General features: G+C 67.5%; 22 protein-coding genes and 1 tRNA gene. 21 read left to right on the top strand and 2 right to left on the bottom strand.

The annotated features are described in order from the left end of the window. Window positions 1–4: 4 nt before the first annotated feature. The 16 genes from hisG (at window position 5) to ACSVDD_RS19300 (ending at window position 15,182) form a co-directional block, all read left to right on the top strand. The gene (gene hisG / locus ACSVDD_RS19375) at window positions 5–700 is read left to right on the top strand and encodes an ATP phosphoribosyltransferase (RefSeq protein ID WP_448191028.1); all 696 of its coding nucleotides are present in this window, start codon (window positions 5–7) and stop codon (window positions 698–700) included. Then, window positions 684–1,988: a histidinol dehydrogenase gene (gene hisD, locus ACSVDD_RS19370; protein WP_448191027.1), complete on the top strand. Its 1,305-nt coding sequence runs from the start codon at window positions 684–686 to the stop codon at window positions 1,986–1,988. The genes hisG and hisD overlap by 17 nt, the downstream gene beginning before the upstream one ends. Then, complete coding sequence (locus ACSVDD_RS19365; protein WP_448191026.1) at window positions 1,985–2,467, top strand: UPF0262 family protein; 483 nt, start codon at window positions 1,985–1,987, stop codon at window positions 2,465–2,467. Before hisD ends, ACSVDD_RS19365 begins: the two co-directional genes overlap by 4 nt. A 17-nt stretch (window positions 2,468–2,484) precedes the next feature. Further along, complete coding sequence (locus tag ACSVDD_RS19360; RefSeq protein ID WP_448191025.1) at window positions 2,485–2,946, top strand: arsenate-mycothiol transferase ArsC; 462 nt, start codon at window positions 2,485–2,487, stop codon at window positions 2,944–2,946. 73 nt (window positions 2,947–3,019) lie between these two features. Next, on the top strand, window positions 3,020–3,562 hold the full coding sequence (locus ACSVDD_RS19355; protein WP_448191024.1) for a HigA family addiction module antitoxin: 543 nt from the start codon (window positions 3,020–3,022) through the stop codon (window positions 3,560–3,562). 120 nt (window positions 3,563–3,682) lie between these two features. Then, window positions 3,683–4,612, top strand: coding sequence for a lytic transglycosylase domain-containing protein (locus tag ACSVDD_RS19350; RefSeq protein ID WP_448191023.1), 930 nt, complete (start codon window positions 3,683–3,685; stop codon window positions 4,610–4,612). Between the two features lie 125 nt (window positions 4,613–4,737). Beyond that, on the top strand, window positions 4,738–4,956 hold the full coding sequence (gene infA, locus ACSVDD_RS19345) for a translation initiation factor IF-1 (RefSeq protein WP_012977999.1): 219 nt from the start codon (window positions 4,738–4,740) through the stop codon (window positions 4,954–4,956). Window positions 4,957–4,981: 25 nt separating this feature from the next. Beyond that, window positions 4,982–5,578 (top strand): Maf family protein, encoded by a 597-nt coding sequence (locus ACSVDD_RS19340; RefSeq protein ID WP_448191022.1) that lies wholly within the window; start codon window positions 4,982–4,984, stop codon window positions 5,576–5,578. Window positions 5,579–5,588: 10 nt separating this feature from the next. Beyond that, window positions 5,589–6,758, top strand: a complete 1,170-nt coding sequence (locus ACSVDD_RS19335; RefSeq protein ID WP_448191021.1) for a ribonuclease E/G — start codon at window positions 5,589–5,591, stop codon at window positions 6,756–6,758. Continuing rightward, the gene (gene yacG, locus ACSVDD_RS19330; RefSeq protein ID WP_448191020.1) at window positions 6,755–6,934 is read left to right on the top strand and encodes a DNA gyrase inhibitor YacG; all 180 of its coding nucleotides are present in this window, start codon (window positions 6,755–6,757) and stop codon (window positions 6,932–6,934) included. The genes ACSVDD_RS19335 and yacG overlap by 4 nt, the downstream gene beginning before the upstream one ends. Window positions 6,935–7,042: 108 nt before the next feature. Then, window positions 7,043–7,118, top strand: a tRNA-Phe gene (locus ACSVDD_RS19325). 218 nt (window positions 7,119–7,336) lie between these two features. Continuing rightward, complete coding sequence (locus tag ACSVDD_RS19320) at window positions 7,337–8,092, top strand: substrate-binding periplasmic protein (protein WP_448191019.1); 756 nt, start codon at window positions 7,337–7,339, stop codon at window positions 8,090–8,092. A gap of 124 nt (window positions 8,093–8,216) precedes the next feature. After that, window positions 8,217–9,764: a sensor histidine kinase gene (locus ACSVDD_RS19315; RefSeq protein ID WP_448191018.1), complete on the top strand. Its 1,548-nt coding sequence runs from the start codon at window positions 8,217–8,219 to the stop codon at window positions 9,762–9,764. Then, a complete protein-coding gene (locus ACSVDD_RS19310; protein WP_448191017.1) occupies window positions 9,751–10,188 on the top strand; it encodes a response regulator in 438 nt (145 codons plus the stop codon). The genes ACSVDD_RS19315 and ACSVDD_RS19310 overlap by 14 nt, the downstream gene beginning before the upstream one ends. Before the next feature lie 25 nt (window positions 10,189–10,213). Beyond that, entirely contained in the window at window positions 10,214–12,274 is a 2,061-nt protein-coding gene (locus ACSVDD_RS19305; RefSeq protein WP_448191016.1) for a putative bifunctional diguanylate cyclase/phosphodiesterase, read from the top strand. 352 nt (window positions 12,275–12,626) lie between these two features. Further along, window positions 12,627–15,182: a diguanylate cyclase domain-containing protein gene (locus ACSVDD_RS19300; RefSeq protein WP_448191015.1), complete on the top strand. Its 2,556-nt coding sequence runs from the start codon at window positions 12,627–12,629 to the stop codon at window positions 15,180–15,182. 72 nt (window positions 15,183–15,254) lie between these two features. Here ACSVDD_RS19300 and ACSVDD_RS19295 read toward each other — a convergent pair whose 3' ends face one another. Beyond that, window positions 15,255–16,877 carry an ABC-F family ATP-binding cassette domain-containing protein gene (locus ACSVDD_RS19295; RefSeq protein WP_448191014.1) on the bottom strand — a complete coding sequence of 541 codons (1,623 nt, stop codon included), beginning with the start codon at window positions 16,875–16,877 and terminating at the stop codon, window positions 15,255–15,257. Window positions 16,878–17,015: 138 nt separating this feature from the next. Beyond that, on the bottom strand, window positions 17,016–18,104 hold the full coding sequence (locus ACSVDD_RS19290; protein WP_448191013.1) for a LacI family DNA-binding transcriptional regulator: 1,089 nt from the start codon (window positions 18,102–18,104) through the stop codon (window positions 17,016–17,018). Window positions 18,105–18,486: 382 nt separating this feature from the next. Between ACSVDD_RS19290 and ACSVDD_RS19285 the strand changes: the two genes are divergently transcribed. From ACSVDD_RS19285 to ACSVDD_RS19265, 5 genes are all read left to right on the top strand, one after another. After that, window positions 18,487–19,845 (top strand): MFS transporter, encoded by a 1,359-nt coding sequence (locus ACSVDD_RS19285; RefSeq protein ID WP_448191012.1) that lies wholly within the window; start codon window positions 18,487–18,489, stop codon window positions 19,843–19,845. Between the two features lie 10 nt (window positions 19,846–19,855). Continuing rightward, window positions 19,856–20,923, top strand: coding sequence for a mannonate dehydratase (locus ACSVDD_RS19280; RefSeq protein WP_448191011.1), 1,068 nt, complete (start codon window positions 19,856–19,858; stop codon window positions 20,921–20,923). A 24-nt stretch (window positions 20,924–20,947) separates the two neighbouring features. Continuing rightward, window positions 20,948–22,282 carry a glucarate dehydratase gene (gene gudD, locus ACSVDD_RS19275; protein WP_448191010.1) on the top strand — a complete coding sequence of 445 codons (1,335 nt, stop codon included), beginning with the start codon at window positions 20,948–20,950 and terminating at the stop codon, window positions 22,280–22,282. Window positions 22,283–22,443: 161 nt separating this feature from the next. Continuing rightward, a complete protein-coding gene (gene glxR, locus ACSVDD_RS19270) occupies window positions 22,444–23,337 on the top strand; it encodes a 2-hydroxy-3-oxopropionate reductase (protein ID WP_448191009.1) in 894 nt (297 codons plus the stop codon). Window positions 23,338–23,352: 15 nt separating this feature from the next. Beyond that, complete coding sequence (locus tag ACSVDD_RS19265; RefSeq protein ID WP_448191008.1) at window positions 23,353–24,618, top strand: glycerate kinase type-2 family protein; 1,266 nt, start codon at window positions 23,353–23,355, stop codon at window positions 24,616–24,618. The last annotated feature ends 7 nt before the right edge of the window (window positions 24,619–24,625 follow it).

Genomic DNA, 24,625 nt, shown 5'->3' with positions numbered 1-24,625 from the left:
TTCTTTGTCCGCCGCCACCCTTCCGCAGGCCGCGTCACCTGATGACGCGCTGGTGCTGGCATTGCCCAAGGGCCGCATCCTTAAGGAACTGCGCCCGCTGTTGACCCATGCCGGCATCGTGCCGGAGCCGGAGTTCGACAACGAGGACAGCCGCTTCCTGCGCTTCGCAACCAACGTGCCGAATCTCAGCATCATCCGCGTGCGCTCGTTCGACGTCGCCACCTTCGTGGCGTTCGGCGCGGCGCATCTGGGCGTGGCCGGCAACGACGTGCTGATGGAGTTCGACTACCCGGAGATCTACGCCCCGCTCGACCTCGGCATCGGCAAGTGCCGCCTGTCGGTCGCCGAGCCGGAGGCGATGGTCAAGGGCGACGACCCTTCGCGCTGGAGCCATCTGCGCGTGGCCACCAAGTACCCCGAGGTGACGCGGAAGCACTTCGCCGCCCGCGGCGTCCAGGCCGAGTGCGTGAAGCTGAACGGCGCCATGGAACTGGCGCCGACGCTGGGCCTGTGCCGGCGCATCGTCGATCTGGTGTCCACCGGCTCGACGCTGAAGGCCAACGGCCTGGTGGAGATCGAGCACATCGCCGATGTCACCTCGCGCCTGATCGTCAACCGCGCTGCCATGAAGACGCGGCCGGAAGAGATCTCCATGTGGATCGACAAGTTCCGGGAGGCCGTCGATGCCCGCAAGGCTTGATGCCGCCGATCCCCGCTTCGAAGACGGCTTTCGCGGCCTGCTGCACGCCAAGCGCGAGGTTGCCGAGGACGTGCAGGCCATCGTGCACGGCATCCTGGAGGATGTCCGCACCCGCGGTGACGCCGCGCTGCTCGACTACACCGCCCGCTTCGACCGCCAGACCCTGACGGCCGACCAGTTGCGCATTCCGGCCGCGGAGATCGACGCTGCGATGGCGCAGTGCGGCCCGGACCTGCTGGCGGCGCTGGACACTGCGGCCGAGCGCATCGAGGCGTTCCACCGCAACCAAGTGCCCGAGGCGCTGGACTACACCGACGCGGCCGGGGTGCGCCTGGGCGCGCGCTGGACGGCGGTGGGGGCGGTCGGCCTGTACGTGCCGGGCGGCACGGCGGCGTACCCGTCGTCGGTGCTGATGAACGCCATGCCGGCCAAGGTGGCGGGTGTGGCGCGCATCGCCATGGTGGTGCCGACGCCGGACGGCAAGCTCAACCCGCTGGTGCTCGCCGCCGCGCGCCGTGCGGGGGTCACCGAAATCTACCGGGTGGGTGGCGCCCAGGCGGTGGGTGCCTTGGCCTACGGCACGGCGACCATCGCCCCGGTGGACAAGATCGTCGGCCCCGGCAACGCCTTCGTCGCGGCCGCCAAGCGGCAGGTCTACGGCGTGGTGGGCATCGACTCCATCGCCGGCCCGTCGGAGATCCTGGTGGTCGCCGACAAGCACAACGACCCGGCGTGGATCGCCATGGACCTGCTGTCCCAGGCCGAGCACGACACCTCGGCGCAGTCGATCCTCATCACCGACGATGCCGCGTTCGCCGAAGCGGTGTGCGCAGCGGTGGACAAGCACCTCGAAACCCTGCCGCGCTCTGCAATCGCCGGCGAGAGCTGGCGCGAGCACGGCGCCGTCATCCTGGTGCGCGACCTGAAGGCCGACGCGCCGGCCCTGGTCGACCGGCTGGCGCCGGAGCATTTGGAACTGGCGGTGGAGGACCCCGACGCGCTCGCCGCGACGATCCGCAACGCCGGTGCCATCTTCCTCGGCCGCCACACGCCGGAGGCCATCGGCGACTACGTCGCCGGCCCCAACCACGTGCTGCCGACCTCGCGCACCGCGCGCTTCTCGTCGGGGCTCAACGTGCTCGACTTCATGAAGCGCACGACCTTCGTGGGCTGCGACGCCGCCAGCCTGAACGCCATCGGTCCGGCCGCGGTGACGCTGGCCCGCGCCGAGGGGCTGGACGCCCACGCGCTGTCGGTGGCGCTGCGGCTGCCGGGAGGTGGGGTGTGAGCGCGCCCGCCGCCCGCCGCATCGTCCACGTCACGCTGGACGAGCAGAGCGTCGTCCGGCGCAAGCCGGAGGTCGAACACGAGCGCGCCGTCGCCATCTTCGACCTGCTGGAGGACAACGAGTTCTGTCCCTGCGACCATGCGGACGACGGGCCGTACCACCTGCACCTGTCCATCCAGGACAACCGGCTGATCTTCGACATCCGGAAGGACAGCGACGAAGCGCTGTCCAAGGTGACGCTGCCGCTGACGACGTTCCGCACCATCGTCAAGGACTACTTCCTGATCTGCGAGAGCTACTACAACGCCATCAAGCGCTCGACGCCGTCGCAGATCGAGGCCATCGACATGGGGCGGCGCGGCCTGCACAACGAAGGATCGGAGCTGCTGCGCGAACGGCTGGCCGGCAAGGTCGAGATGGACCTTCAGACCGCGCGCCGGCTGTTCACGCTCATCTGCGTCCTCCACATCCGCGGCTGAAGGCGGCGGCTCGCGGCATGGCGGCACTCCTCCAGCCCCTCCCGGTCTCCAGCGTCCTGTTCGCCTGCACGTTCAACATGATTCGCTCGCCCATGGCGGCCGGCATGCTGCGCCATTTCCACGGCCAGCGCCTGTTCGTGGATTCGGTGGGCGTGCGCGAATCGGACGGGGTGGACCCCTTCGCCGTCGCCGCGATGGAGGAGCTGGGCATCGACATCTCCCGCCACGTCACCAAGACCTTCGAGGAGTTGGAGGACACCTCCTTCGACCTGATCATCTCGCTGTCGCCCGAGGCGCACCACCGCGCCATCGAGTTGACCCGCACCATGGCCTGCGACGTGGAGTTCTGGCACACCTTCGACCCGACTCTGGTGGACGGCAACCGCGAGACCATGCTGGCCGCCTACCGCAAGGTGCGCGACGGCCTGATGGACAAGGTGAAGGAACGCTTCCCGACGACCCGTGGACCGACGGTGTAGAGACGGGGTGGTCTGCCGCATTGGCCAAGTCCGCCCTCCGGGCCATAATTGCGTCAGCAGCCGGAGACTCTCCATGCCGACCGTCGTCAACGTGTCCGAAGCCAAGGCCCACCTGTCGGACCTGCTCGCCCGCGCGCAGGGAGGCGAAGAGATCATCATCGCCAGGGCTGGCCGTCCCCTCGTCAAGCTGGTTGCGGTCGAAGAGCGCCAGCCACGCGAAGGCGGGGTCCTGTCCTACACGCTGCCGGAATCCTTCTTCGAGCCCCAACCGGACGAGGAACTGCAAGCCTGGGAAGGCAAGGTGGAACCGTGGGACCGATCGCCCGACATGCGCATCCGCACCCATCCCGGCGAAGTGCTTCGCGAGGAGTTCATGGCGCCACTCGGGATCAGCGCCAATGGGCTTGCCATCGCCTTACGGGTTCCGGCGACGCGCATCGGCGAGATCGTTCGGGAGCAGCGCGGCATTACCGCGGACACCGCGTTGCGGCTGGCGCGCTACTTCGGCACGTCACCGGAGTTCTGGCTCAATCTTCAGCAGGCGCATGACCTGTCGCTGGCCCGGCAGACCGTCGGCGACTCCATCGCCCGCGAGGTTGATCCGCGCGCCGCGTGACAACGTTGAGGCGGCGGTCCCTCCGCCATCCGTGAAATCAGGACTTTGTTAACCGGCCATGCTATCAATGGAGGTGGTTTCATCGAACAGGCGGTGCCGGTCGTCCGGCACCGGAGACGCATGAAGGTCGCCCACCCCACCGTCGCCCCGATTCCCGACCGCAAGCCGGAACCGCCGGCCAACACCGGCACGTCCGCGGGCGGCTTTCAGGCCGCGCTGGCGGACCTCCAGGCGGTGGGCGCCCAGAAGGCGCGGACGCTGTCCACCGGCCGTCCCTCGGTGCCGCTGGTCGAGACTGCGACCACCGACGCCGACCGCATCGTGCAGGCCAGTCGGCAGGTCGCCGGTCTGTCCGGGCACAGCTTCACCGCCATCCTCGCCCAGGCGACGCAGGAGAGCGGGCTCAACCCCACGGCCAAGAACAAGACCAGTTCGGCCGCCGGCCCCTTCCAGTTCCTCGAACGCACGTGGCTGGATCTGGTCCGCCGCCACGGCTCGGCCTACGGCCTGGGTGACCTTGCCCGGCAGATCGAGAACCGCAACGGCATCCCGGTCGTCAAGAGCGCGGCGGCGCGCAAGCAGATCCTTGATCTGCGCCACGACGTGGACGTTTCCGCCGGCATGGCCGGCCGCTACCTCGCCGAGGGGCGCGAACGGCTGGAAAAGCGCCTGAAGCGCCCGGCCACCGAGGCCGAGAGCCGCATCGCCTACGTCATGGGCGTGGGCGGCGCCGCCAAGCTGATCAAGACGGCGGAGGCTTCGCCCGGCGCGGTGGCGGCGGATGTGCTGCCGCACGCCGCCAAGGCCAACCACAACCTGTTCTACGACCGCAGCAGCGGGCAGGCGCTGAGCGCGCGGGAGACGGTGGCGCGCCTGACCAACCGCATGGAGAGGGATCAGCGCGACATGTTCGCCGCGATCGCCAAGGCCGCCGAGCAGCCCTCGCAACTCGACGGCAGCGCGGCCTCGCCCATGGGCTCCTTCCGCATGACCGACACCGGCCGCGCGACCGACTCGGGCGACGACATCGACGACACGTCGCAGGGTTGACGGCCGTCTGCGGGCAAAATATCACTCCCGGTGCAGTTCAAGCCTGCGCATACGGTAATCCCCCTTGACCCGGAGCCGCGGGAGGGTCAGTTATTGCCGCAAAACCAGAGTGGACAAAAGGGCATATGGCCAAGGAAGATCTGATCGAGTTTTCGGGCACGGTGGTTGAACTGCTGCCGAACGCGATGTTCCGGGTGAAGCTGGACAACGACCACGAAGTGCTGGCGCACACCTCGGGCAAGATGCGCAAGAACCGCATCCGCGTGCTGGCGGGTGACCGCGTGAACGTGGAAATGACGCCCTACGATCTGACCAAGGGTCGGATCACGTTCCGTTTCAAGTAAGCCCCAGGGCTCACAGGTTCCTGACATGCAGGTGCAGCGACCGACGCAACGGCTCGTCCTGGCGTCGGCGTCGCCGCGCCGACTCGACCTGTTGCGCCAGATCGGCCTCATCCCCGACACGGTGGACCCGGCCGACATCGACGAATCTCCTCTCCCGCACGAATTGCCGCCGCAACACGCCGCGCGTTTGGCGCTCGCCAAGGCCGAAGCTGTGGCGGCGCGCCATCCCGGCTGCTTCGTGCTGGCGGCCGACACGGTGGTCGCCTGCGGCCGCCGCATCCTCCCCAAGGCCGAGACCGAGTCGCAGGCGCGCGCCTGCCTCGCGTTGCTGAGCGGCCGCCGTCACCGCGTGCTGGGCGGCGTCGTGCTGCTGGCGCCCGAATCGGAGCGCCCGGTCGAGCGGCTGGTGCGCACCGACGTCACCTTCAAGCCGCTGTCGCACGAGGAGACCGAGTCGTACATCGCGTCCGGCGAATGGCACGGAAAGGCCGGCGGCTACGCCATCCAGGGCCGCGCCGCGGCGTTGGTGCGATGGATCGGCGGGTCCTACGCGAACGTCGTCGGCCTGCCGCTGTTCGAAGTGGCCGGCATGCTGCGCGGCGCCGGCTATCCGCTGCCTTGAGTATGTCCAGATGAGCGCACCGGAGGTTCTGGTCGATCGCCTCGGGCCGCTGATGCGGGCGGCGGTGCTGACCGGCGGCCGGCTCACCGACCTCTACATCGACAACGCCGAGCGGCCGTCGCTGCTCGGCAGCGTCTTCCTCGGCCGGGTGGAGCGCATCGCCACCGGTCTGGACGCCGCCTTCGTCGAGCTTGGGACGGGTAAGCCCGGCCTGCTCGGCGTGGCCGACGCGCGCGGCCCTAAGGGGCGTGTCGAGCGAATCGGCACGCTGCTGCGCACCGGCCAGCCGGTGCTGGTGCAGGTGAAGGCCGACGCGGTGGGCGCCAAGGGGCCGACGCTGACCATGGACGTCACGCTGCCCGGCCGTTTCCTGGTGCACGCCCCGCTGGCCCGCGGCATCGCCGTGTCGAAGCGTCTGGTGCAGGGGCCGGCGCGAACCGAGCTGGTCCGCCGCCTCGAAGCGGTGGTGCTGGGGGAGGGCTGGATCGCCCGCTCCGGCGCCGCCACCGCCGCACCCGACGTGCTGGCCGCCGAGGCCGAGGCACTGGTGCTCGCGTGGCGGGCGGTGCAGCAGGCGGCCACTTCGGCGCCGGCCCTGCTGCGCCACGGCCCGGACGCGGCACAGCGCGCGCTGATCGAGCATGGCAGCCCGACGCGCATTGTCGCCGAGGGCAAGAGCCACGCCGCCGCCCTGGCGGACTGGTGCGCGGAGTTCGCCGCCGACCTCGCCGACCGTGTCGAGGCATACACGGCCTCGCCCGGCCTGTTCGAGATGCGCGACCTCGACGAGGAGATTGACACCCTGCTAGGGCCGCGCGTGCCGTTGTCGGCGGGCGGTTCGCTGGTGATCGAGCGGACCGAGGCGCTGACCGTGGTGGACGTGAACGCCGGCGAGCGCGGCAACGCGCTGGACGTCAATCTAGAGGCGGCGCGCGAGATCGCCCGGCAGCTTCGACTGCGCAACGTCGGCGGCATCGTTGTGGTGGACTTCGTCAACATGAAGGGCCGCGGAGATGCGGAGCGCCTGTTGAACGCGCTGTCGGCGGCGGTGGCCGACGACCCGGCGCAGACCCAGGTTTATGGCCTGTCCAAGCTGGGCTTGGTGGAGATGACGCGGGCGCGGCGGGGCACGGCGCTGGCCGCCCTGCTGACGCCCGGATCAAAGGGAGAGAATCCATGACCGAACACGCGGCCGGCACCGGAATATGCCCGATCTGCGGCAGGCCGGCGGAGGCAACCCTCCGCCCGTTCTGTTCGAAACGCTGCGCCGATGTGGACCTGTCGCGCTGGCTGGGCGGCGTCTACCGGGTGGAAACCAACGAGGGACCGGACGACCCGAAAAAAGATGACGAGTGAACGAAAAAACATCGCGTTATGGGCTGGACAGCCCCGGCGAATTTGCCTATAAGCGCCCCACCCCGGCGGGCCGCGGATCACCAACTCCGCAACAACGACCGCCACGGCGCCCAGGTAGCTCAGTTGGTAGAGCAGGGGACTGAAAATCCCCGTGTCGGCGGTTCAATTCCGTCCCTGGGCACCACCTTCCTTCCCATTGATTTTGTTATGGTTCGCCGCGACGCTGTCGGCGCCGGTGTGCGTCGTTCTGGTGTGGTTGGTCCAGTCCTGCCCGGTGCGTAGGCTGTGTGCCGCGTCTTCGCGGGCCATGGCGATCGACGCGCAGCCCTGTATACTGTGGCTGGTTGCGGCTGTGCGTCGGACTCTCGGGCACCGCATGTGCGACAGAGGGGGACCATGAGGATGATCGGGGCCTCCTGGCTCGGCGCGGTGCGCTTGGTCGTGGTGCTGGCTTCGGCGGCGATCCCGATGCGGGGAGGCGCGCTGGCCGGGCCGCTGGAAATCGAATACGCCTATCCGGACCAGTCCGTCTGGACGACCCGGCTCAACGAGCGGGGGAAACCCGACAACCCGCTGTTGCGGGTCGCCGCGGTGCTGTTCACCAAGGCCGGCATTCCCTGGCACGGCAAGGACTACCCGGCCGCGCGGATGTTCACCTACCTGCGCGACGGGACCGCCCAGTTCTCCATGCTCGTCAAGGCTCCGGCACTCCAGGAATGCTGTCTGTTGAGCAAAAATCCAGTCACCAGCAGCGAAATTCGGGTCTACCGTGCTGCCGACAAGCCGCCGATCCTGTCGAACGAGGATCTCGCCGGAAAGCGCGTCATCACCATCAGGGGCTACAGCTATGGCGGGCTGTTGAACTTCATCACCGACCCGCGCAACGCCGTCACCAACCATTCCGCCATCAAACACGATGCCGCTTTCTCGATGCTGGAGGCCGGACGGGGAGATTACCTGCTCGACTACACCGGTCCGGCGACGGAAGTGCTCGCCGCCCACCCCATCGCCGGCATTCAGTCCGACGTTCTGTCCCGGCAGGACGTCTTTCTCGTGCTGTCCCGGAGCTATCCTGAGGCACAGGTGGTGTTGAGCCGCCTGGAAGCGATCATGGCGACGCTGGACATCGACCAAATCATCCAGTCTGCGTCAAAATAAGGCATTCCTGTGCGACCCGACAGCGCACCTCGGTTGCCGCGGATGGGCGGGCGGAGTAGCCTCGATTTGGAATGATCCAGCCCTTCTCTGGCGCCATCCGGAACGATTCGCGGTGAGGCGCTCCATGAACCAGATCGATGGCGACGTGACGCCGCCCAGCGGCCTGTTGCGACGGGGCATCGGCTTTCGGCTGCTGACGGCGATCGTGCTGTTCAGTTCCGCCGTCACGCTGATGTCCACGGCATTGCAGCTCTACGTCGATTACCGCACCGACATGGGGGTCATCCACAGCCGTCTCGACGACATCGAGAAGAGCTATCTGGAAAGCGTCAGCGGCAGCCTGTGGAGCCTGGACGTCGATCAGATCCGGCTGCAACTTGAGGGTATCCGGCGATTGCCGGACATGCAGTACCTCGAAGTGCGCGAGACCGGCCGGGCGGTCGAGCGGCGGGCCGTGGTCGCCATCGGCCAACCCATCACCGAGGCCGTCATCGGCCGTGACTATCCGATGGTCTACAAGGATGGCGGCGCGGTGTATCCCATCGGCGTCCTGCACGTCGAGGCGACGCTTTCCGGCGTCTACAGCCGCCTGCTGGACAAGGCGGTGGTCATCCTGCTCAGCCAGGGGGTGAAGACGTTCCTGGTGGCGCTGTTCATCCTCTTCATCGTCCATCGGCTGGTCACCCGCCATCTGGTCAGCATCGCCGGCTTCCTGCAGGGCTACGATCCGCGGTCCACGTCGGCGCCGCTCGTCCTGTCGCGCCGCCAGCCGCGGAACGCGGACGAACTCGACCATATGACGACGGCCTTCAACACGACGGCCGCCCGCCTTCGGGAGCTCTATCAGGAACTCGCCGGGGTGAACGCCGAACTCGAATGGGACATCGCCGCCCGCCAGCAAGCGGAAGCCGAGGTGACCCGACTCAACACCGAGCTGGAGCAACGGGTCCGCCAGCGCACCGCCGAACTGGAGGCGGCCAACAGGGAACTCGACGCGTTCACCTATTCCGTCTCGCACGACCTACGCGCTCCGTTGCGGCGCATCGAGGGCTTCGGGCGGATCGTCGGCGACGAGTATGCCGAACGCCTGGACGAACGCGGCCGGCACTTCCTCGAACGCATCCGCGCCGGCTCCCAGGAGATGGCAGAGATGATCGACAGCTTCCTCAAGCTGTCCCGCTCGACCCGCAGCGAACTGACGGTCGAGACGGTCGACCTGTCCGATCTGGCTGCAAAAATCATCGCCCGCCATCAGGAGAAGGAACCGGAACGGCAGGTGTCGGTGTCGGTCACGCCGGGCCTGACGGTCGAGGGCGACCGCCGCCTGCTCGACGCCGTGCTGGAAAACCTGCTGGGCAACGCCTGGAAATACACCCGCCACACCGACGCCGCCGCCATAACCTTCACCACCGAAGCGGTGGGCGGTCGCATCGTCTACGTCGTCCGCGACAACGGCGCCGGCTTCGATATGACCTACGTGAACCGCCTGTTCATGCCGTTCAGCCGCCTGCATCGGGCCGAGGAATTCGAAGGCACCGGCATCGGCCTCGCCACAGTCGTGCGCATCCTGGCGCGCCACGGCGGGCGCATCTGGGCCGAGGGCGAGGTCGGCAAGGGCGCTGTGTTCCGATTCACCCTGTGGGAAGGGAGTGCCGCACATGGAGAGCCATGACATCCTGCTGGTTGAGGACAACGCCGATGACGTGGAACTGACGCTGCACGCCTTCCGCACCAGCCGGGTGGCCAACAAGGTCGTCGTGGCCCGCAACGGCGAGGCGGCGCTGGACTACATGTTCGGCACCGGGCCATACGCCGGCCGCGACATCCGGGAGCTTCCGGCGCTGGTGCTCCTCGACCTCAAGCTGCCGGGCATTGGCGGGGTCGAGGTGCTGCGCGCCCTGCGCGCGCGCGCCGAAACCCGCCGGGTGCCGGTGGTCATCCTGACCACCTCGGACGAGGAAGCCGACGTCGTCGGCTGCTACGACCTCGGGGTGAACAGCTACATCCGCAAACCGGTGGCGTTCGACGCCTTCAGCGACGTGGTCAACCAGCTCGGGCTGTACTGGCTGGTCATGAACACGCCGCCGCCGGTGTGAGGCCAGAGGTGTGAGGAGGCCAGACATGCCAAAGCCGTTGCGCGTGCTCCTCATCGAGGATTCGCCTGATGATGCGGAATTGCTGGAGCTGGAGCTGCTCCAGGGCGGCTTCGCGCCGACCATCCGCCGGGTGGAGACGGGCGCCGCAATGCGCGAAGCCCTGGCCGATGCCGCATGGGATGTGGTGTTGAGCGACTACCACCTTCCTGCCTTCGGCGCCGAGGCGGCACTCGCCACACTGCGCGACAGCGGCCTCGATCTGCCCTTCATCATCCTGTCCGGCGTGGTGGGGGCGGAGGAGGCGGTCAGCCTGATGAAGCGCGGGGCGCACGACTTCCTCGACAAGGCCGCCCTGGCGCGTCTTGTGCCGGCCATCGAGCGCGAGCTTGGCGACGCCGGTGAACGCGCCGAGCACCGCCGCGCCGAGGAGCGGGTGCGGGTGCTGTCGCTCGCCATCGAGCAGAGCCCGGTGTCGGTGGTCATCACCGACCCCGAGGGCATCATCGGTTACGTCAACCCGAGCTTCGAGAAGGCCGCCGGCTACCCGGCGGACGAAGCCATCGGCAGGGCGCTCGACTTCATCCGGCGGGAAGACGTCGGGGCGGAAACATACCGCGCCATGTGGGAAACCGTGAAGAACGGCCAGGAGTGGCGGGGTGAGTTCTGCAACCAGCGCCGTGACGGGCAGCTGTTCTGGGAATACGCCACCGTCTCTCCCCTGGAGGACGAAGACGGTGCGGTCACTCATTTCGTCGCCGTGAAGGAGGACATCACGACGCGGCGCAGCTATGAGGAGCGCCTGCTGCGCCAAGCCAACTACGACGAACTCACCGGACTGCCCAACCGGGTGCTGATGTTCGACCGTCTGGAGCAGGCCGTCGCCGTCGCCCATCGCCGCGATGCCTTGACCGCGCTGCTCTACATCGACCTCGACCGCTTCAAGACCGTGAACGAATCGCTGGGGCACGGCGCCGGCGACCAGCTCCTGAAGGAGGCCGCCGCCCGGCTCGGCGACTGCGTGCGTCAAGGCGAAACGCTGGCCCGCACGGGAGGCGACGAGTTCGTCGCCATTCTGCCCGGAATCGATGACGGCGCGGCCGTGCAGACGATGCTGAAGAATGTCGAAAGGGCCTTCGCGGCACCCTTCGCCATCGCCGGGCACGACCATTTCGTCAGCGCCAGCGTCGGCATCGCCTTGTGCCCCAACGACGGCACCAACAGCCAGGTGCTGCTGCGTAACGCCGAGCTGGCCATGTACAAGGCCAAGGAGCAGGGGCGCGGCCGCCACCAGTTCTTCACCCGCGAGATCAACGAGCGAATGCAGGAGCGGCTGTCTCTGGAGCGCCGTCTGCGCGGCGCCGCCGGCCGCGGCGAATTGCTCCTGCACTATCAGCCGCTGTGCCACACTGACAGCGGTGCGCTGGCCGGGATGGAGGCGCTGGTGCGCTGGCGGCCGGCCGACGGCGACCTGCTGATGCCCGGCAGCTTTGTGGCCCTGGCCGAGGAGGTCGGGCTCATCGGCGAGATCGGCGACTGGGTGGTCGCCACCGCCTGCCGCGAAGCCGCCGGCCTGTTCGCCGGCAAGCCGCCGGGTCTGCGGGTGGCGGTCAACGTCTCGCCGCGCCAGTTGCAGGGCGGCGCCTTCGGCGAATGGGTGATCCGCCAGTTCGAGGAGACCGGCCTGTCGCCGGAACAGCTGGAACTGGAGATCACCGAAAGCGTGGTGATGGACGATGCCCCGGAGACGAAGGCGGCCCTGCGCAAGCTCTGCGACCTCGGGGTGCGGCTGTCCATCGATGATTTCGGCACCGGCTATTCGTCGCTGGGCTATCTGCAACGCTATCCCTTCGACACGCTGAAGATCGACCGCTCGTTCGTGATCGGGGTCGTCACGGACCCCAACACCGCGCGGCTGGTGGAAACCATCGTCACCATGGCCCGCGGGCTTGGTCTGGAAACCGTCGCGGAAGGGGTGGAAACACCCGAGCAACTGAGCTTTCTGAAGGCGTGCGGCTGCGACCTCGTGCAGGGCTACCTGCTCGGCCGGCCGGCCTTGGCCGACGCCATCGCGGCTAAGCTGGCGTGACGGACGGGAACTTGGGACGGTGTCTGGGTGTCTGGGTGTCTGGTTATAACCTTGAGTTGAATGTGTTCGTTGAGGCTTGAATGCTGTTGCGAATCGTCGAGCATTAATGTTGCTGAGGGGTGGTGTCGCTATCGCCGCCACTCCTCCCATTGTTCAACTGTGCTTATCCTGCAAAAGGATGGGCGTCATTTTGACGCATTCCCTCCAACAACGATTTTTTCACTGAATCCAACCTATCCTGAGTGGCAGTGTTTTCTGACGCATTGCAATGGCCGCCCGGATTTGCACTATGGGAATACGTCGCGAAACCGAAGATGGCCCCGACGCGGCTTCAAGGCAGGGGCTTCGGGCCATGACGGTCAGGTCGCAATTGGCTTGGCTGGTCGTGGCGTGCGTGTTGCCGGTATGGCTCGCCGCCGGATTTCTGCTTTACCACTCCTACCAGTACAAACGCAGTGCGATCGAGCAACACATGCTGGGGACGGCGCGGGCTCTTTCGCTGACCGTCGATGGCGAACTGGCCCGCGTTCAATCCGCCCTGCGGGCGCTGGCGACTTCGCCTCTCCTCACGTCGCATGACTTCATCGCCTTTCACGGCCAGATCCGGGAGGTGCTTCTTGAGTTCCCGGACGCCGACATCATCCTGGCCGACGCCAATGGCCAGCAACTGGTCAACAGCTATCGTCCAGCCGGCGCGGCGTTGCCGAAGCGCAACGTTCCGGACGCGGTGCGGAGGCTCTTCGAAACCGGGCAGCCGCTCGTCACCGATCTGTTCCAGGGGGCGGTCACCAAGCGGCTGCTGATCGGTGTGGACGTGCCGGTGCTTCGTGACGGCAAAGTGGTCTACGACCTGTCCATGACACTGCCCGCCGAACGGCTTGGCGCGATTCTGGCCCTCCAGCATCTCTCCCCCGATTGGATCGGATCGATCCAGGACACCAAGGGCGTGCTCGCCGCGCGGACCCGCAACGCCGCACAGTTCGTCGGGAAGCCGTCTGGGCCGGGGTTGCAGAAGCGGATGGCGGAGAGCGCCGAAGGCGCGGTGGAGATCGTCAATCTCGACGGTGTCGAGGTGTTCGATACCTTCAGCCGTTCAGCGGTGTCGGGCTGGGTGGTGGTGATCGGCATGCCCAAGGACGCCCTGCTGGCCGAGATCCGGCAGTGGATGTGGTGGGCGATCGGCGGTGCCGTTCTTCTGGCGGGCCTCGGCATTGGGCTCGGTACACTGGCGGCGGGGCGCATCGCCCGGTCGATCCGCGCCCTGGTGGCGCCGGCTCTGGCGCTTGGACACGGCGAGCGGGTGTCCGTCGGGTGGCTGGATCTCAAGGAAGCCAACGAGGTCGGTCAAGCCTTGATGACCGCCTCGGACCTGCTTCGGCAGCGTGCGGAGCAGCGCGACGAAGCGGAGCGCGCCTTGGCCGAGCGCACGCGGATGCTGCAACGCCACTACGAGAACCTTCACTCGCTGAATCGGATCGCCGCCCTGCCGCAGGCCGACGCCGCCAGCCAGTTGTCGGCGGCGCTTGCCGCGGGTGCGCTCCACCTCGGGCTTGAGAAGGGAATCGTCAGCCACATCGTGGGGCAAGATCTGGTCATCGAGCACCACTACGCCCCGACCGACTCCGGATTGGCGGACGGGAAGGTGATCGATCTCGGCGAGACCTATTGCTCGATCACCGTCGACGCCGACGCGGCGGTGGCTATCCCGTACGTGTCACGCTCGCCTTATGCCAACCATCCCGGCTTCCGGACTTTCGGCCTGGAATCCTACCTCGGCACCCCGGTCAAGACGTTCGGCCGTCCGTACGGGACCGTCGCTTTTCTCTCGAGCGCGCCCCGGCTGCAACCGTTCGACGACCGCGACCTGGAGTTCATCGATCTGCTCGCCCGTTGGGTGGGGACGGTCCTGGAGCGCGACCTGTCGGAACGGGAACTCCGAGCGGCGCGGGTGGTGGCCGAGCGGGCGCAACGGCGCAGCGAGTTGATCCTGTCGTCGGCCGGCGAGGGCATCGTCGGCATCGATGGCGAGGGCAACGTCACGTTCGCCAACCCCGCGGCGCGGACCATGCTCGGCTGGATCGACGAGGAACTGATCGGCCGCAACCTCCATGAGGCCATACACCGAAACCTCCCGGACGACGCCCAGCCCACGCAGGCCGATAGCCCCATGTTCAAGACATTGCGGGACGGACAGCCGCGGCACATCAAGGAGGATGTCTTCTGGCGCAAGGACGGTTCGTCCTTCGCCGTGGAATTCACAGTCACCGCCATCGTCGAGCACGGCCACGTGAATGGTGCGGTCAATATCTTCCGCGACATCACGGAACGGAAGGTGCTGGAAGACCGCATCAAGCATATGGCGCTGTTCGATTCGCTGACCGCGCTGCCGAACCGATTCTTCTTCGAGGATGCCTTGCGGCGTACGGCGTCCGCAGCCAAGCGGCACGGAATGGCGGCGGCAATCCTGTATCTGGATCTGGACGGCTTCAAGCCCATCAACGATGAGTTCGGCCACGAGTCCGGCGACGTTCTGCTGCGCGAGGTGGCCCGCCGCCTGCGCGCCTGTGTCCGCACTGAGGACATCGTCGCCCGGCTTGGCGGCGACGAATTCGTCGTCGTCACGCTCGACGCTGCCGACACCATCGCGGCGAACTCCGCCACCTTGGGCCGGCGCATCATCGAGGCCACCGGGGAACCGATCCCGTTGCAGGGCAGGGAGGTTCACGTCAGCGTGAGCATCGGTGTGTCGCTCTTTCCAAGCGACAGCGACCGCATCGAGGAGTGCGTCCGCGCGGCGGATGCCGCCATGTACCGAGCCAAGAAGGCCGGAAGGTCTCGCTTCATTTTCGCCGAAGCCAGGCATCCCGCCGAAGTCGCGGAGGGGTTTTCTCAGGCAACCGGTTCCTGAGGGAGGCTGTTGCAAACCTTTCAATGACCGTGAGTGTGTCTGCCGGACCGTGCAAATATTTCCGGCGCCAGATCAGCTGCGTAGGCCAGGTGCTTCGTGTCCGGTGCGCGCCACGTATTCCGTATAGCCGCCGCCATACTGGTGAATACCCTCCGGCGTCAGTTCCAACACCCGATTGGAAAGCGTTGCCAGGAAATGTCGGTCGTGCGACACGAACAGCATGGTGCCTTCGTAGGCGGCCAGCGCCGTGATCAACATTTGCTTGGTGTCGAGATCGAGATGGTTGGTCGGCTCGTCGAGCACCAGGAAATTCGGCGGGTTGAAAAGCATGGTCGCCATCACGAGCCGGGCCTTTTCTCCGCCGGATAGGACACGGCATTTCTTCTCCACGTCGTCGCCGGAGAAGCCGAAACATCCGGCAAGCGCCCGGAGCGATCCCTGGCCCGCCTGCGGGAACGACGCTTCCAGGGACTCGAACACTGTCTGGTCGCCGTCGAGCAGTTCCATCGCGTGCTGGGAGAAATAGCCCATCTTGACGCTGCCGCCGACAGCGACGGTCCCGGCGTCCGGTTCGGTCGAGCTTGCCACCAGCTTCAAGAGCGTCGACTTGCCCGCGCCGTTGACACCCATGACGCACCAGCGCTCCTTGCGGCGGATCGTCAGGTCGAGCCCCTGATATATGGTCCGGCTGCCATAGCGCTTGTGCACGTTTTTCAGGACGACGACATCCTCGCCCGAGCGCGGTGCCGGCGGGAAATCGAACGTCACGAGCTGGCGGCGCTTCGGCGGCTCGAAGCGCTCGATCTTGTCAAGCTTCTTCACCCGGCTTTGGACTTGACTGGCGTGCGAGGCTCGGGCCTTGAAACGCTCGATGAATTTCAGTTCCTTCGCCAGCATGGCTTGCTGGCGGTCGAACTGCGCTTGCTGCTGCTTTTCGTTCAGCGCCCGCTGCCGCTCGTAGAATGCGTAATCGCCGGTGTAACTGGTCAGCGATCCGCCGTCGATCTCGATGATCTTCGTGACGATCCGGTTCATGAACTCGCGGTCATGCGAGGTCATTAGGAGAGCGCCTTCGTAGCCCTTCAGGAATTCCTCCAGCCAGATCAGGCTTTCGATGTCCAGGTGGTTGCTCGGCTCGTCGAGGAGCATGGCGTCGGGCCGCATGAGCAGGATACGGCCGAGCGCCACGCGCATCTTCCAGCCGCCCGACAGAGCCCCCACGTCCGTGTCCATCATCTCCTGGCTGAAGCTGAGCCCGGCCAGCACTTCCCGCGCTCGCCCTTCCAGTTCGTAGCCACCCAACTCCTCGAAGCGCGCCTGCACTTCGCCATAGCGCTCGATGATCGCGTCCATGTCGTCGGCGCGGTCGGGATCGCACATGGCCGCTTCGAGGCTCGCCAATTCCGCCGCCACGGTGCTGACCGGCCCGGCCCCGTCCATCACTTCCGCAACCGCGCTACGGCCGGACATCTCGCCGACGTCCTGATTGAAATAGCCGATCGAGACCTGCTTCTCGACCGACACCTGGCCCATGTCCGGCAACTCTTCGCCCGTGATCATCCGGAACAGCGTCGTCTTGCCGGCACCGTTGGGACCGACGAGACCGATTTTTTCGCCCCTGTTCAGCGCTGCGGAAGCCTCGAAGAAAAGGATCCGGTGACTGTTCTGCTTGCTGATGTTCTCGAGGCGAATCATGTGCTTCTGGGTTCCCGTGGCGTGGTTGGCCCCTTATGCCACAGGATGCGCGACGCGACAGAGTGCTATTCGGCGGCTGCCGCGATCAGAAGCGGATGCCGGCCGCGGTGTGGCGGTCCGCAGGTGCGGGGTAGGGCGTCAGGTGGTCGCGCGCTCGACGATGTCGTAGCCGACGTCGATCACCTTGCGCTCGACCGGCCGCCCGGCGAGCCGCGCCAGAAGCGCTTCGGCGGCAAGGCGGCCGATGGTGAAGCGGTCGACGCGCACGGTGGTCAGCGGCGGTGAGGTGTAAGCGGCGAAGTCCAGGTCGCCGAAACCGATCACCGCGATGTCCGCCGGCACCGACAGGCCGCGCGCCAGCGCCTCCAGAACCACGCCGTGCGCCATCGCGTCCGAGCTGCAATGGATGGCCCCGCGCCGGAAGCCGGCGTCGATCAGCCGGTCCATGGCGTCGCGCCCCATCGGCAGAGTGCTGGGCGCCGGCGTGAACAGGCAGGTGACGTCGGTCACCCCATGCGCCGCCAGCGTGCCGACGATGCCGTCGCGGCGGAGTTTGGCGCGCTCGTCGTCGGCGCTCAGCACGGCGACGCGGCGGTGGCCCTTGGCGTACAGGAACTCGCCCACCCCCCGGCCCACCGCCTTGTGCGAGAAGCCCACGGCCATGTCGATGGGCTTGTGCGACAGGTCCCAGGTCTCGACGATGGGGATGTTGGCGGCGCGCAGTTGCCGCCGCGTCTCCGTAGTGTGGGTGGTGCCCGTGAGGTAGAGCGCGTCCGGACGCCGGCTGAGGATGGCGCGGATCAGATCGTCCTCGCGCTCGGTCGGGTAGCCGGACAGGCCCAGCAGCATTTGATAGCCGTCCGCCGCGAGCCGGTCGGTGAAGGACTGCACCGCGCCCGAAAACATCACGTGCGAGATGGTCGGCACGATGGCCGCCACCAGCTTCGTCTTGCTCGACGCCAGCCCGCCGGCCAGCAGGTTAGGGACGTAGCCGGTGTCCGCGATGGCTTTGCGGACGATCTCTTGGATCTCCGGCGTCACGGACTCCGGGCGGTTGACGACGCGCGACACCGTCATCATCGACACGCCGGCCAGCTTCGCCACCGTCTCCAGCGTCACCCGTCCGCTGGACGGCCGGACCCCGCGGTTCCCGGCCGGCTTGGCCGGCGCGGAATCCTGTTTGGCCGCTCGGCGGCGGGGAGGAGGAAGCGTCGGTGAGTCGGACAAGGGCAATGATCCTGGGTCTGTGCAGTAGATACGGCCTGCCCGCCGGACCGGCAAGGGAGACCGTGTCCGACGCCGCCGGGAACATTACCGCCTTCCCGGTGATTGTGCTCGGCAAAGGCATGAGCCCGGCGGGGCAGGGAGCCCGCCCTTGTGATGGTTAGTGATAGTACGAAAGAAAAACATCAGTCAATACAATGTCTTGGCCTGATAGTCCGGGTGGTGGGCGGCCAAAACGTCGCATCCCCCTTGCGTCCGGTTTGAGTTAGCGCTAACAATCATAGCGCTATTGTGAGCGCTAACAAAAGCGCGTTGGCGGACTGTTCGTGGGACCGCATAGGTTCAACCACGCACGGCCGTACGGCAGGCCCGAGGAGGAGCCCCAATGAGTGTCCAAGCCGTTACCAACCTGACGTCCGCGGTCAGCGCGGACACCGCGGCACGCAAGACGAACGTCCGCTGGATGATCGTCGTCATGCTGTTCGTCGTCACGGCGATCAACTATGCCGACCGCGCGGTGCTGGCCATCGCCGGCCCCGTGCTGTCCAAGGATCTCGGCATCAACGCCGCGCAGATGGGCTTCATCTTCTCGGCCTTCGGCTGGTCCTACGTGATCGGCCAGTTGCCGGGCGGGTGGCTGCTCGACCGCTTCGGGTCGAAGTGGGTGTACGCGGCGAGCATCTTCGTCTGGTCGGTGTTCACGCTGTTCCAGGGCTTCGTCGGCTTCCTGACCGGGGCCACGGCGGTGGCGGTGCTGTTCGCGCTGCGCTTCGCGGTGGGCTTCGCCGAGGCGCCGTCCTTCCCCGGCAACAGCCGCGTGGTCGCCGCGTGGTTCCCCGGCCACGAGCGCGCCACGGCCTCCGCCATCTTCAACTCCGCCCAGTACTTCGCCACGGTGATCTTCGCGCCGCTGATGGGCTGGCTCACCCATTCCTTCGGCTGGCCCTGGGCCTTCGGCGTCATGGGCGGGCTGGGCATGCTGGTCGCCGCCACTTGGGTGAAGACCGTCTACAGCCCGGCCGAGCACCCGCGCGTCAACCAGGCCGAGCTTGACTACATCGCCAGCGGCGGCGGCCTCGTGACCATGGATGATGCCGCGAAGAAGGCGGACAACGGCGGCGCCAAGTGGGACTACATCCGCCAGCTGTTCGCCAGCCGCATGATGGTCGGCATCTTCCTCGGCCAGTTCTGCATTAACGCCATCACCTACTTCTTCATCACGTGGTTCCCGGTCTATCTGGTGCAGGCCCGCGGCATGTCGGTGCTGAACGCCGGCTTCATCGCCTCCATCCCGGCGATCTGCGGCTTCGTCGGCGGCATCCTCGGCGGCGTCCTGTCCGATTTCATGCTGCGCAAGGGCTTCTCGCTGACGTCGGCCCGCAAGACGCCGATCGTGCTGGGCATGCTGATGTCCATGAGCATGATCGCCTGCAACTACACCGACGTGCAGTGGGTCATCGTCGCCTTCATGGCTCTGGCCTTCTTCGGCAAGGGCATCGGCGCGCTGGGCTGGGCCGTCATGTCCGATTGCGCGCCCAAGGAGATCACCGGCCTGTCCGGCGGCGTCTTCAACATGTGCGGCAACATCTCGTCGATCACCACGCCGATCGTCATCGGTTACATCATCCAGACCTCCGGCTCCTTCAACGGCGCCCTGGTCTTCGTCGGTGCCAACGCGTTGATCGCCGCGGTCAGCTACCTCGTGGTCGTCGGCGAGATCAAGCGCATGGAACTGAAGAAGTAAGGGGCCGGCCATGTACATCGGTGAACAGCTCATCAACCCGACCGACGACCGGTTGCGCCTTTCGGCGCAGCTGGGAGCCCGAGGGATCGTCATCGACACCCGTCCCAACAATGCGGTGATCGGCGAAGACGGCCTGTGGGACGGCCGGAAGGTCGCCGCCCAGCGCAAGCGGATCGAAGGCTTCGGCCTGACGCTCGACGGCATGGCGCTGGACGTCGGCTCCTTCCTGCTCGACAGCCTGCGCGCCCCTGAAAAGGCGGCGGCCAAAGCGAGGGAGCTTTGTCACAACATCCAGGCGGCCGCAGACGGCGGTGTGGACATGGTGAAGTACACGGTCGCCATGGTCGGCATCACGCGGACCGGCGAGGTGGAAGGGCGGGGCGGCATGCGCTGCTCGACCTTCAAAGCCGACGAATACCGGGCCGAGAACGACGCCCGTTTCTCCTACTGGGGCACCGTGCTGCCGGAGGAGCAAGCGGCGCGCGGCCCAGCCGATATCCGTGGGGCCGAGACCTGCGGGCAGGTGATGGCCTCGCAGGCCGGCGGCATCTCGGAAGCCCAGGGCTGGAACGCCATCGAGCATCTGGTGGAGGCGATCCTCCCCACCGCCGAGAAGGCCGGCGTCAAGCTGGCCTGCCACCCGCACGACCCGGCCTATCCGCCGGGGGGCCTCAACGGCGTCCACCATGTGCTGGGCTCGCTTGACGGGCTGAAGCGCTTCGTCGCGCTGGCGCCGGAGAGCGCGTCGCTCGGCTTCAACTTCTGCCAGGGCACCATCGCCGAGATGTCGGACGAGCCCACCGCGACGGTGCTGGAGGCGATCCGCACCTTCGGGCCGCAGAAGCGCATCTTCATGGTCCATTTCCGCAACATCAAGGGCGGCTACCTGGATTTCCGCGAGGCGCTGCCCGACGAGGGTTCGGTCGACATGGCGGCGTGCGTCCGCGCCTACCGCGAGGTCGGCTACGACGGAATCCTCTGTCCCGACCACGTGCCCTTCTCCGACCTCGACCCGGACCGCGAGCGCTTCTTCGCCTTTGCGCTCGGCTACACGCAGGCGCTGCTCCAGGCCGCCTGATCCCCCTTTGCCGTGAGTGATCCCATGTCCGCTTCATCCTCCCCTAAAGTCACCGAGATGCTGGTCGTGCCGGTCGCCGGCCACGACGGCATGCTGCTCAACCTGTCGGGCGCGCACGCGCCGTTCTTCACCCGCAACGTGGTGATCCTCAAGGACAGCGCCGGCCACACCGGCGTCGGCGAGGTGCCCGGCGGCGAGAAGATCCGCCAGACCCTGGAGGACGCGAAAGCGCTGGTCGTCGGCCAGCCGATCGGCGCCCACAACAACATCCTCAACGCGGCGCGGCGTCGGTTTGCCGACCGCGATTCCGGTGGGCGCGGCCTGCAAACCTTCGACCTGCGCATCGCCATCCACGCGGTGACCGCGCTGGAGGCCGCGCTCCTCGACCTGCTTGGCCAGTTCCTCGGCGTGCCGGTGGCGGCGCTGCTCGGCGAAGGGCAGCAGCGCGATGCGGTGGAGATGCTCGGCTATCTCTTCTACGTCGGCGACCGCCGGAAGACCGATCTGCCTTACCGCTCCGAGCCGGACTCCAAGGTGGACTGGTTCCGCCTGCGCCATGAAGAGGCGCTGACGCCTGAAGCTGTGGTGCGGCTGGCCGAGGCGGCGCACGAGCGCTATGGCTTCAACGACTTCAAGCTGAAGGGCGGCGTGCTGCGCGGCGAGGAGGAGATCGAGGCGGTCACCGCGCTTGCCAAGCGCTTCCCCAAGGCGCGCATCACGCTGGACCCCAACGGGGCGTGGTCGCTGGAGGAGGCGGTCCGCCTGTGCAAGGGCAAGGGCGACGTGCTGGCCTACGCCGAGGACCCCTGCGGCGCCGAGCGCGGCTATTCGGGCCGCGAGGTGATGGCGGAGTTCCGCCGCGCCACCGGCCTGCCGACCGCCACCAACATGATCGCCACCGACTGGCGCCAGATGGGCCACGCCATCCAGCTCCAGTCGGTCGACATCCCCTTGGCCGACCCGCATTTCTGGACCATGCAGGGCTCGGTCCGGGTGGCGCAGATGTGCCACGAGTGGGGGCTGACCTGGGGCTCGCACTCCAACAACCACTTCGACATCTCGCTGGCGATGTTCACCCACGTCGCCGCCGCGGCGCCGGGCCGGATCACCGCCATCGACACCCACTGGATCTGGCAGGACGGCCAGCGCCTGACCAAGGAACCGTTCCGCATCGAGGGCGGCCTCGTTCAGGTGCCGCAGAAGCCGGGCCTGGGCGTCGAGATCGACATGGCGGCGTTGGAGAAGGCGCACGAGCTCTACAAGGAGCGCGGCCTGGGAGCGCGCGACGACGCCATGGCCATGCAGTTCCTGGTCCCCGACTGGACCTTCGACAACAAGCGCCCCTGTCTGGTGCGCTGACGGGCTTTTTTCCCCTCTCCCGCCCCGGGAGGGGGAGGGACCCATGCGAAGCATGGGAGGGTGAGGGTACCTGCGAGGATCCTTGCCTTCCCCCTCACCCGGCCGCTTCGCGGCCACCCTCTCCCGGGGCGGGAGAGGGGAAAATTTAAGAGGATTGAGACATGAGCAAGCTTGGATTCATCGGCCTCGGCATCATGGGCGCACCGATGGCGGGCCATCTGCTGGCCGCCGGCCATCAGCTTTTCGTCAACACCGTCGGGCCCGTGCCCGACGCTCTGGCCACCGGCGGTGCCGCCGCCTGTGCGTCGGGCAAGGAGGTGGCCGAGAAGGCCGACATCGTCTTCATCATGGTCCCCGACACCCCCGACGTGGAGAAGGTGCTGTTCGCCAGGAACGGTGTCGCCGAGGGCCTGTCGGCCGGCAAGATCGTCGTGGACATGAGCTCCATCTCGCCCGTCGCCACCAAGGACTTCGCCCGCCGCATCAACGAACTGGGATGCGATTACCTGGACGCGCCGGTGTCTGGCGGCGAGGTCGGCGCCAAGGCGGCGTCGCTCACGATCATGGTCGGCGGCCCGGACAAGGCGTTCGAGACCGTCAAGCCGCTGTTCGAGCTGATGGGCAAGAACATCACGCTGGTCGGCGGCAACGGCGACGGCCAGACCACCAAGGTCGCCAACCAGATCATCGTGGCGCTCACCATCGAGGCGGTCGGCGAGGCGCTGCTGCTGGCCGCGAAGGCCGGCGCCGATCCGGCCAAGGTGCGGCAGGCGCTGATGGGCGGCTTCGCCAACTCCCGCATCCTCGAAGTGCACGGCGACCGCATGGTCAAACGCACTTTCGATCCCGGCTTCCGCATCGAGCTGCACCAGAAGGACCTCAACCTCGCGCTGAGCACGGCGCGTTCGCTGGGCGTCGCCCTGCCGAACACCGCGACCGCGCAGGAGCTGTTCAACGCCTGCGCCGCCCGCGGCGGCAAGGCGTGGGACCACTCCGGCATGGTCCGCGCGCTGGAACTGATGGCGAACTTCGAGATCGGCCAGAAGGCCGAGTAAGGGAGCACCCAGCCCATGACCATCGCTCCGAAGGATCTGTTGCGGCGGATGTTCGACGCCGCGGTGAGCGCCGCCCAGCCGGCGCTCTGCCTGCCGCCGCATTTGCCGGAACCGCCCTCGGGCCGCCTCCTGGTGATCGGCGCCGGTAAGGCCTCGGCGGCGATGGCCAGGGCGGTGGAGGACAACTGGCCCGGCGCGCTGTCCGGGCTGGTGGTCACCCGCTACGGTTACGCGGTGCCCTGCCGGCGCATCGAGATCGTCGAAGCGGCTCATCCCGTGCCGGACGCCGCCGGCCGGCTCGCCGCCCAGCGCATCCACACGATGGTGCAGGGGCTCACGCCCGACGACACGGTGCTCTGCCTGATCTCCGGCGGCGGCTCGGCGCTGCTGGCGCTGCCGCTGGACGGGCTGACGCTGGACGACAAGCAGGCGGTCAACCGCGCGCTGCTGAAATCCGGCGCCACGATCTCCGAGATGAACTGCGTGCGCCGCCACCTCTCGGCGGTGAAAGGCGGGCGGCTCGCCGCCGCCTGCCACCCGGCCAGGGTGGTCACGCTGCTGATTTCCGACGTGCCCGGCGACAACCCGATGGACATCGCTTCCGGTCCGACGGTCGCCGACCCCACCACCTGCGCCGACGCGCTGGCGATCATCAGGCGCTACGGCATCCAGCTTCCAGCGGCGGTGCTGGAGGTGTTAGAAAGCGGCCGCGGCGAGAGCGTCAAGCCCGGCGACCCGCGGCTCGCCCGCGCCGAAACGCGCATGATCGCCACGCCGCAGATGGCGCTGGAGGCCGCCGCGATGGTGGCGCGCGACGCCGGCTTGGCCGCCCACATCCTGGGCGACAGCCTGGAGGGCGAGGCGCGCGACGTCGGCTCGGTGATGGCCGGCATGGCGCTTCAGGTCGCCCGGCGCGGACAGCCCTTCGCCGCACCCTGCGTGCTGCTGTCGGGCGGCGAGACGACGGTGACGGTGCGCGGCACCGGGCGCGGCGGGCGCAACGTGGAGTTCCTGCTGGCGCTGGGCATCGCGCTGAACGGCGAACCGGGTGTGCACGCGCTGGCCGGCGACACCGATGGGGTGGACGGGCTGGAGGAGATCGCCGGCGCCTGTCTCGGCCCCGACAGCCTGGCCCGCGCCTGGGGCCTCGGTATCAAGCCCAAGGACGCGCTGGCGAACAACGACGGACACGGCTTCTTCGAGGCGCTGGGCGACAGCGTCGTCACCGGTCCGACCCTGACCAACGTGAACGACTTCCGCGCGATCCTCATCGCGCCCTGACGAACGA

The sequence above is a fragment of the Azospirillum terrae genome, from assembly GCF_053470425.1.
This window is presented reverse-complemented; position numbering and strand designations above follow the sequence as displayed.

Excerpts from the sequence above, each read along its gene's own strand:
- ACSVDD_RS19335 (WP_448191021.1), top strand. The coding sequence starts at position 5,589 with ATGAGCGCACCGGAGGTTCTGGTCGATCGCCTCGGGCCGCTGATGCGG.
- ACSVDD_RS19355 (WP_448191024.1), top strand. The coding sequence starts at position 3,020 with ATGCCGACCGTCGTCAACGTGTCCGAAGCCAAGGCCCACCTGTCGGAC.
- ACSVDD_RS19300 (WP_448191015.1), top strand. The coding sequence starts at position 12,627 with ATGACGGTCAGGTCGCAATTGGCTTGGCTGGTCGTGGCGTGCGTGTTG.
- ACSVDD_RS19285 (WP_448191012.1), top strand. The coding sequence starts at position 18,487 with ATGAGTGTCCAAGCCGTTACCAACCTGACGTCCGCGGTCAGCGCGGAC.
- infA (WP_012977999.1), top strand. The coding sequence starts at position 4,738 with ATGGCCAAGGAAGATCTGATCGAGTTTTCGGGCACGGTGGTTGAACTG.
- gudD (WP_448191010.1), top strand. The coding sequence starts at position 20,948 with ATGTCCGCTTCATCCTCCCCTAAAGTCACCGAGATGCTGGTCGTGCCG.
- hisD (WP_448191027.1), top strand. The coding sequence starts at position 684 with ATGCCCGCAAGGCTTGATGCCGCCGATCCCCGCTTCGAAGACGGCTTT.
- ACSVDD_RS19305 (WP_448191016.1), top strand. The coding sequence starts at position 10,214 with ATGCCAAAGCCGTTGCGCGTGCTCCTCATCGAGGATTCGCCTGATGAT.
- glxR (WP_448191009.1), top strand. The coding sequence starts at position 22,444 with ATGAGCAAGCTTGGATTCATCGGCCTCGGCATCATGGGCGCACCGATG.
- ACSVDD_RS19350 (WP_448191023.1), top strand. The coding sequence starts at position 3,683 with ATGAAGGTCGCCCACCCCACCGTCGCCCCGATTCCCGACCGCAAGCCG.
- yacG (WP_448191020.1), top strand. The coding sequence starts at position 6,755 with ATGACCGAACACGCGGCCGGCACCGGAATATGCCCGATCTGCGGCAGG.
- ACSVDD_RS19265 (WP_448191008.1), top strand. The coding sequence starts at position 23,353 with ATGACCATCGCTCCGAAGGATCTGTTGCGGCGGATGTTCGACGCCGCG.
- ACSVDD_RS19310 (WP_448191017.1), top strand. The coding sequence starts at position 9,751 with ATGGAGAGCCATGACATCCTGCTGGTTGAGGACAACGCCGATGACGTG.
- ACSVDD_RS19280 (WP_448191011.1), top strand. The coding sequence starts at position 19,856 with ATGTACATCGGTGAACAGCTCATCAACCCGACCGACGACCGGTTGCGC.
- ACSVDD_RS19315 (WP_448191018.1), top strand. The coding sequence starts at position 8,217 with ATGAACCAGATCGATGGCGACGTGACGCCGCCCAGCGGCCTGTTGCGA.
- ACSVDD_RS19360 (WP_448191025.1), top strand. The coding sequence starts at position 2,485 with ATGGCGGCACTCCTCCAGCCCCTCCCGGTCTCCAGCGTCCTGTTCGCC.
- ACSVDD_RS19340 (WP_448191022.1), top strand. The coding sequence starts at position 4,982 with ATGCAGGTGCAGCGACCGACGCAACGGCTCGTCCTGGCGTCGGCGTCG.
- ACSVDD_RS19320 (WP_448191019.1), top strand. The coding sequence starts at position 7,337 with ATGATCGGGGCCTCCTGGCTCGGCGCGGTGCGCTTGGTCGTGGTGCTG.
- ACSVDD_RS19295 (WP_448191014.1), bottom strand. The coding sequence starts at position 16,877 with ATGATTCGCCTCGAGAACATCAGCAAGCAGAACAGTCACCGGATCCTT.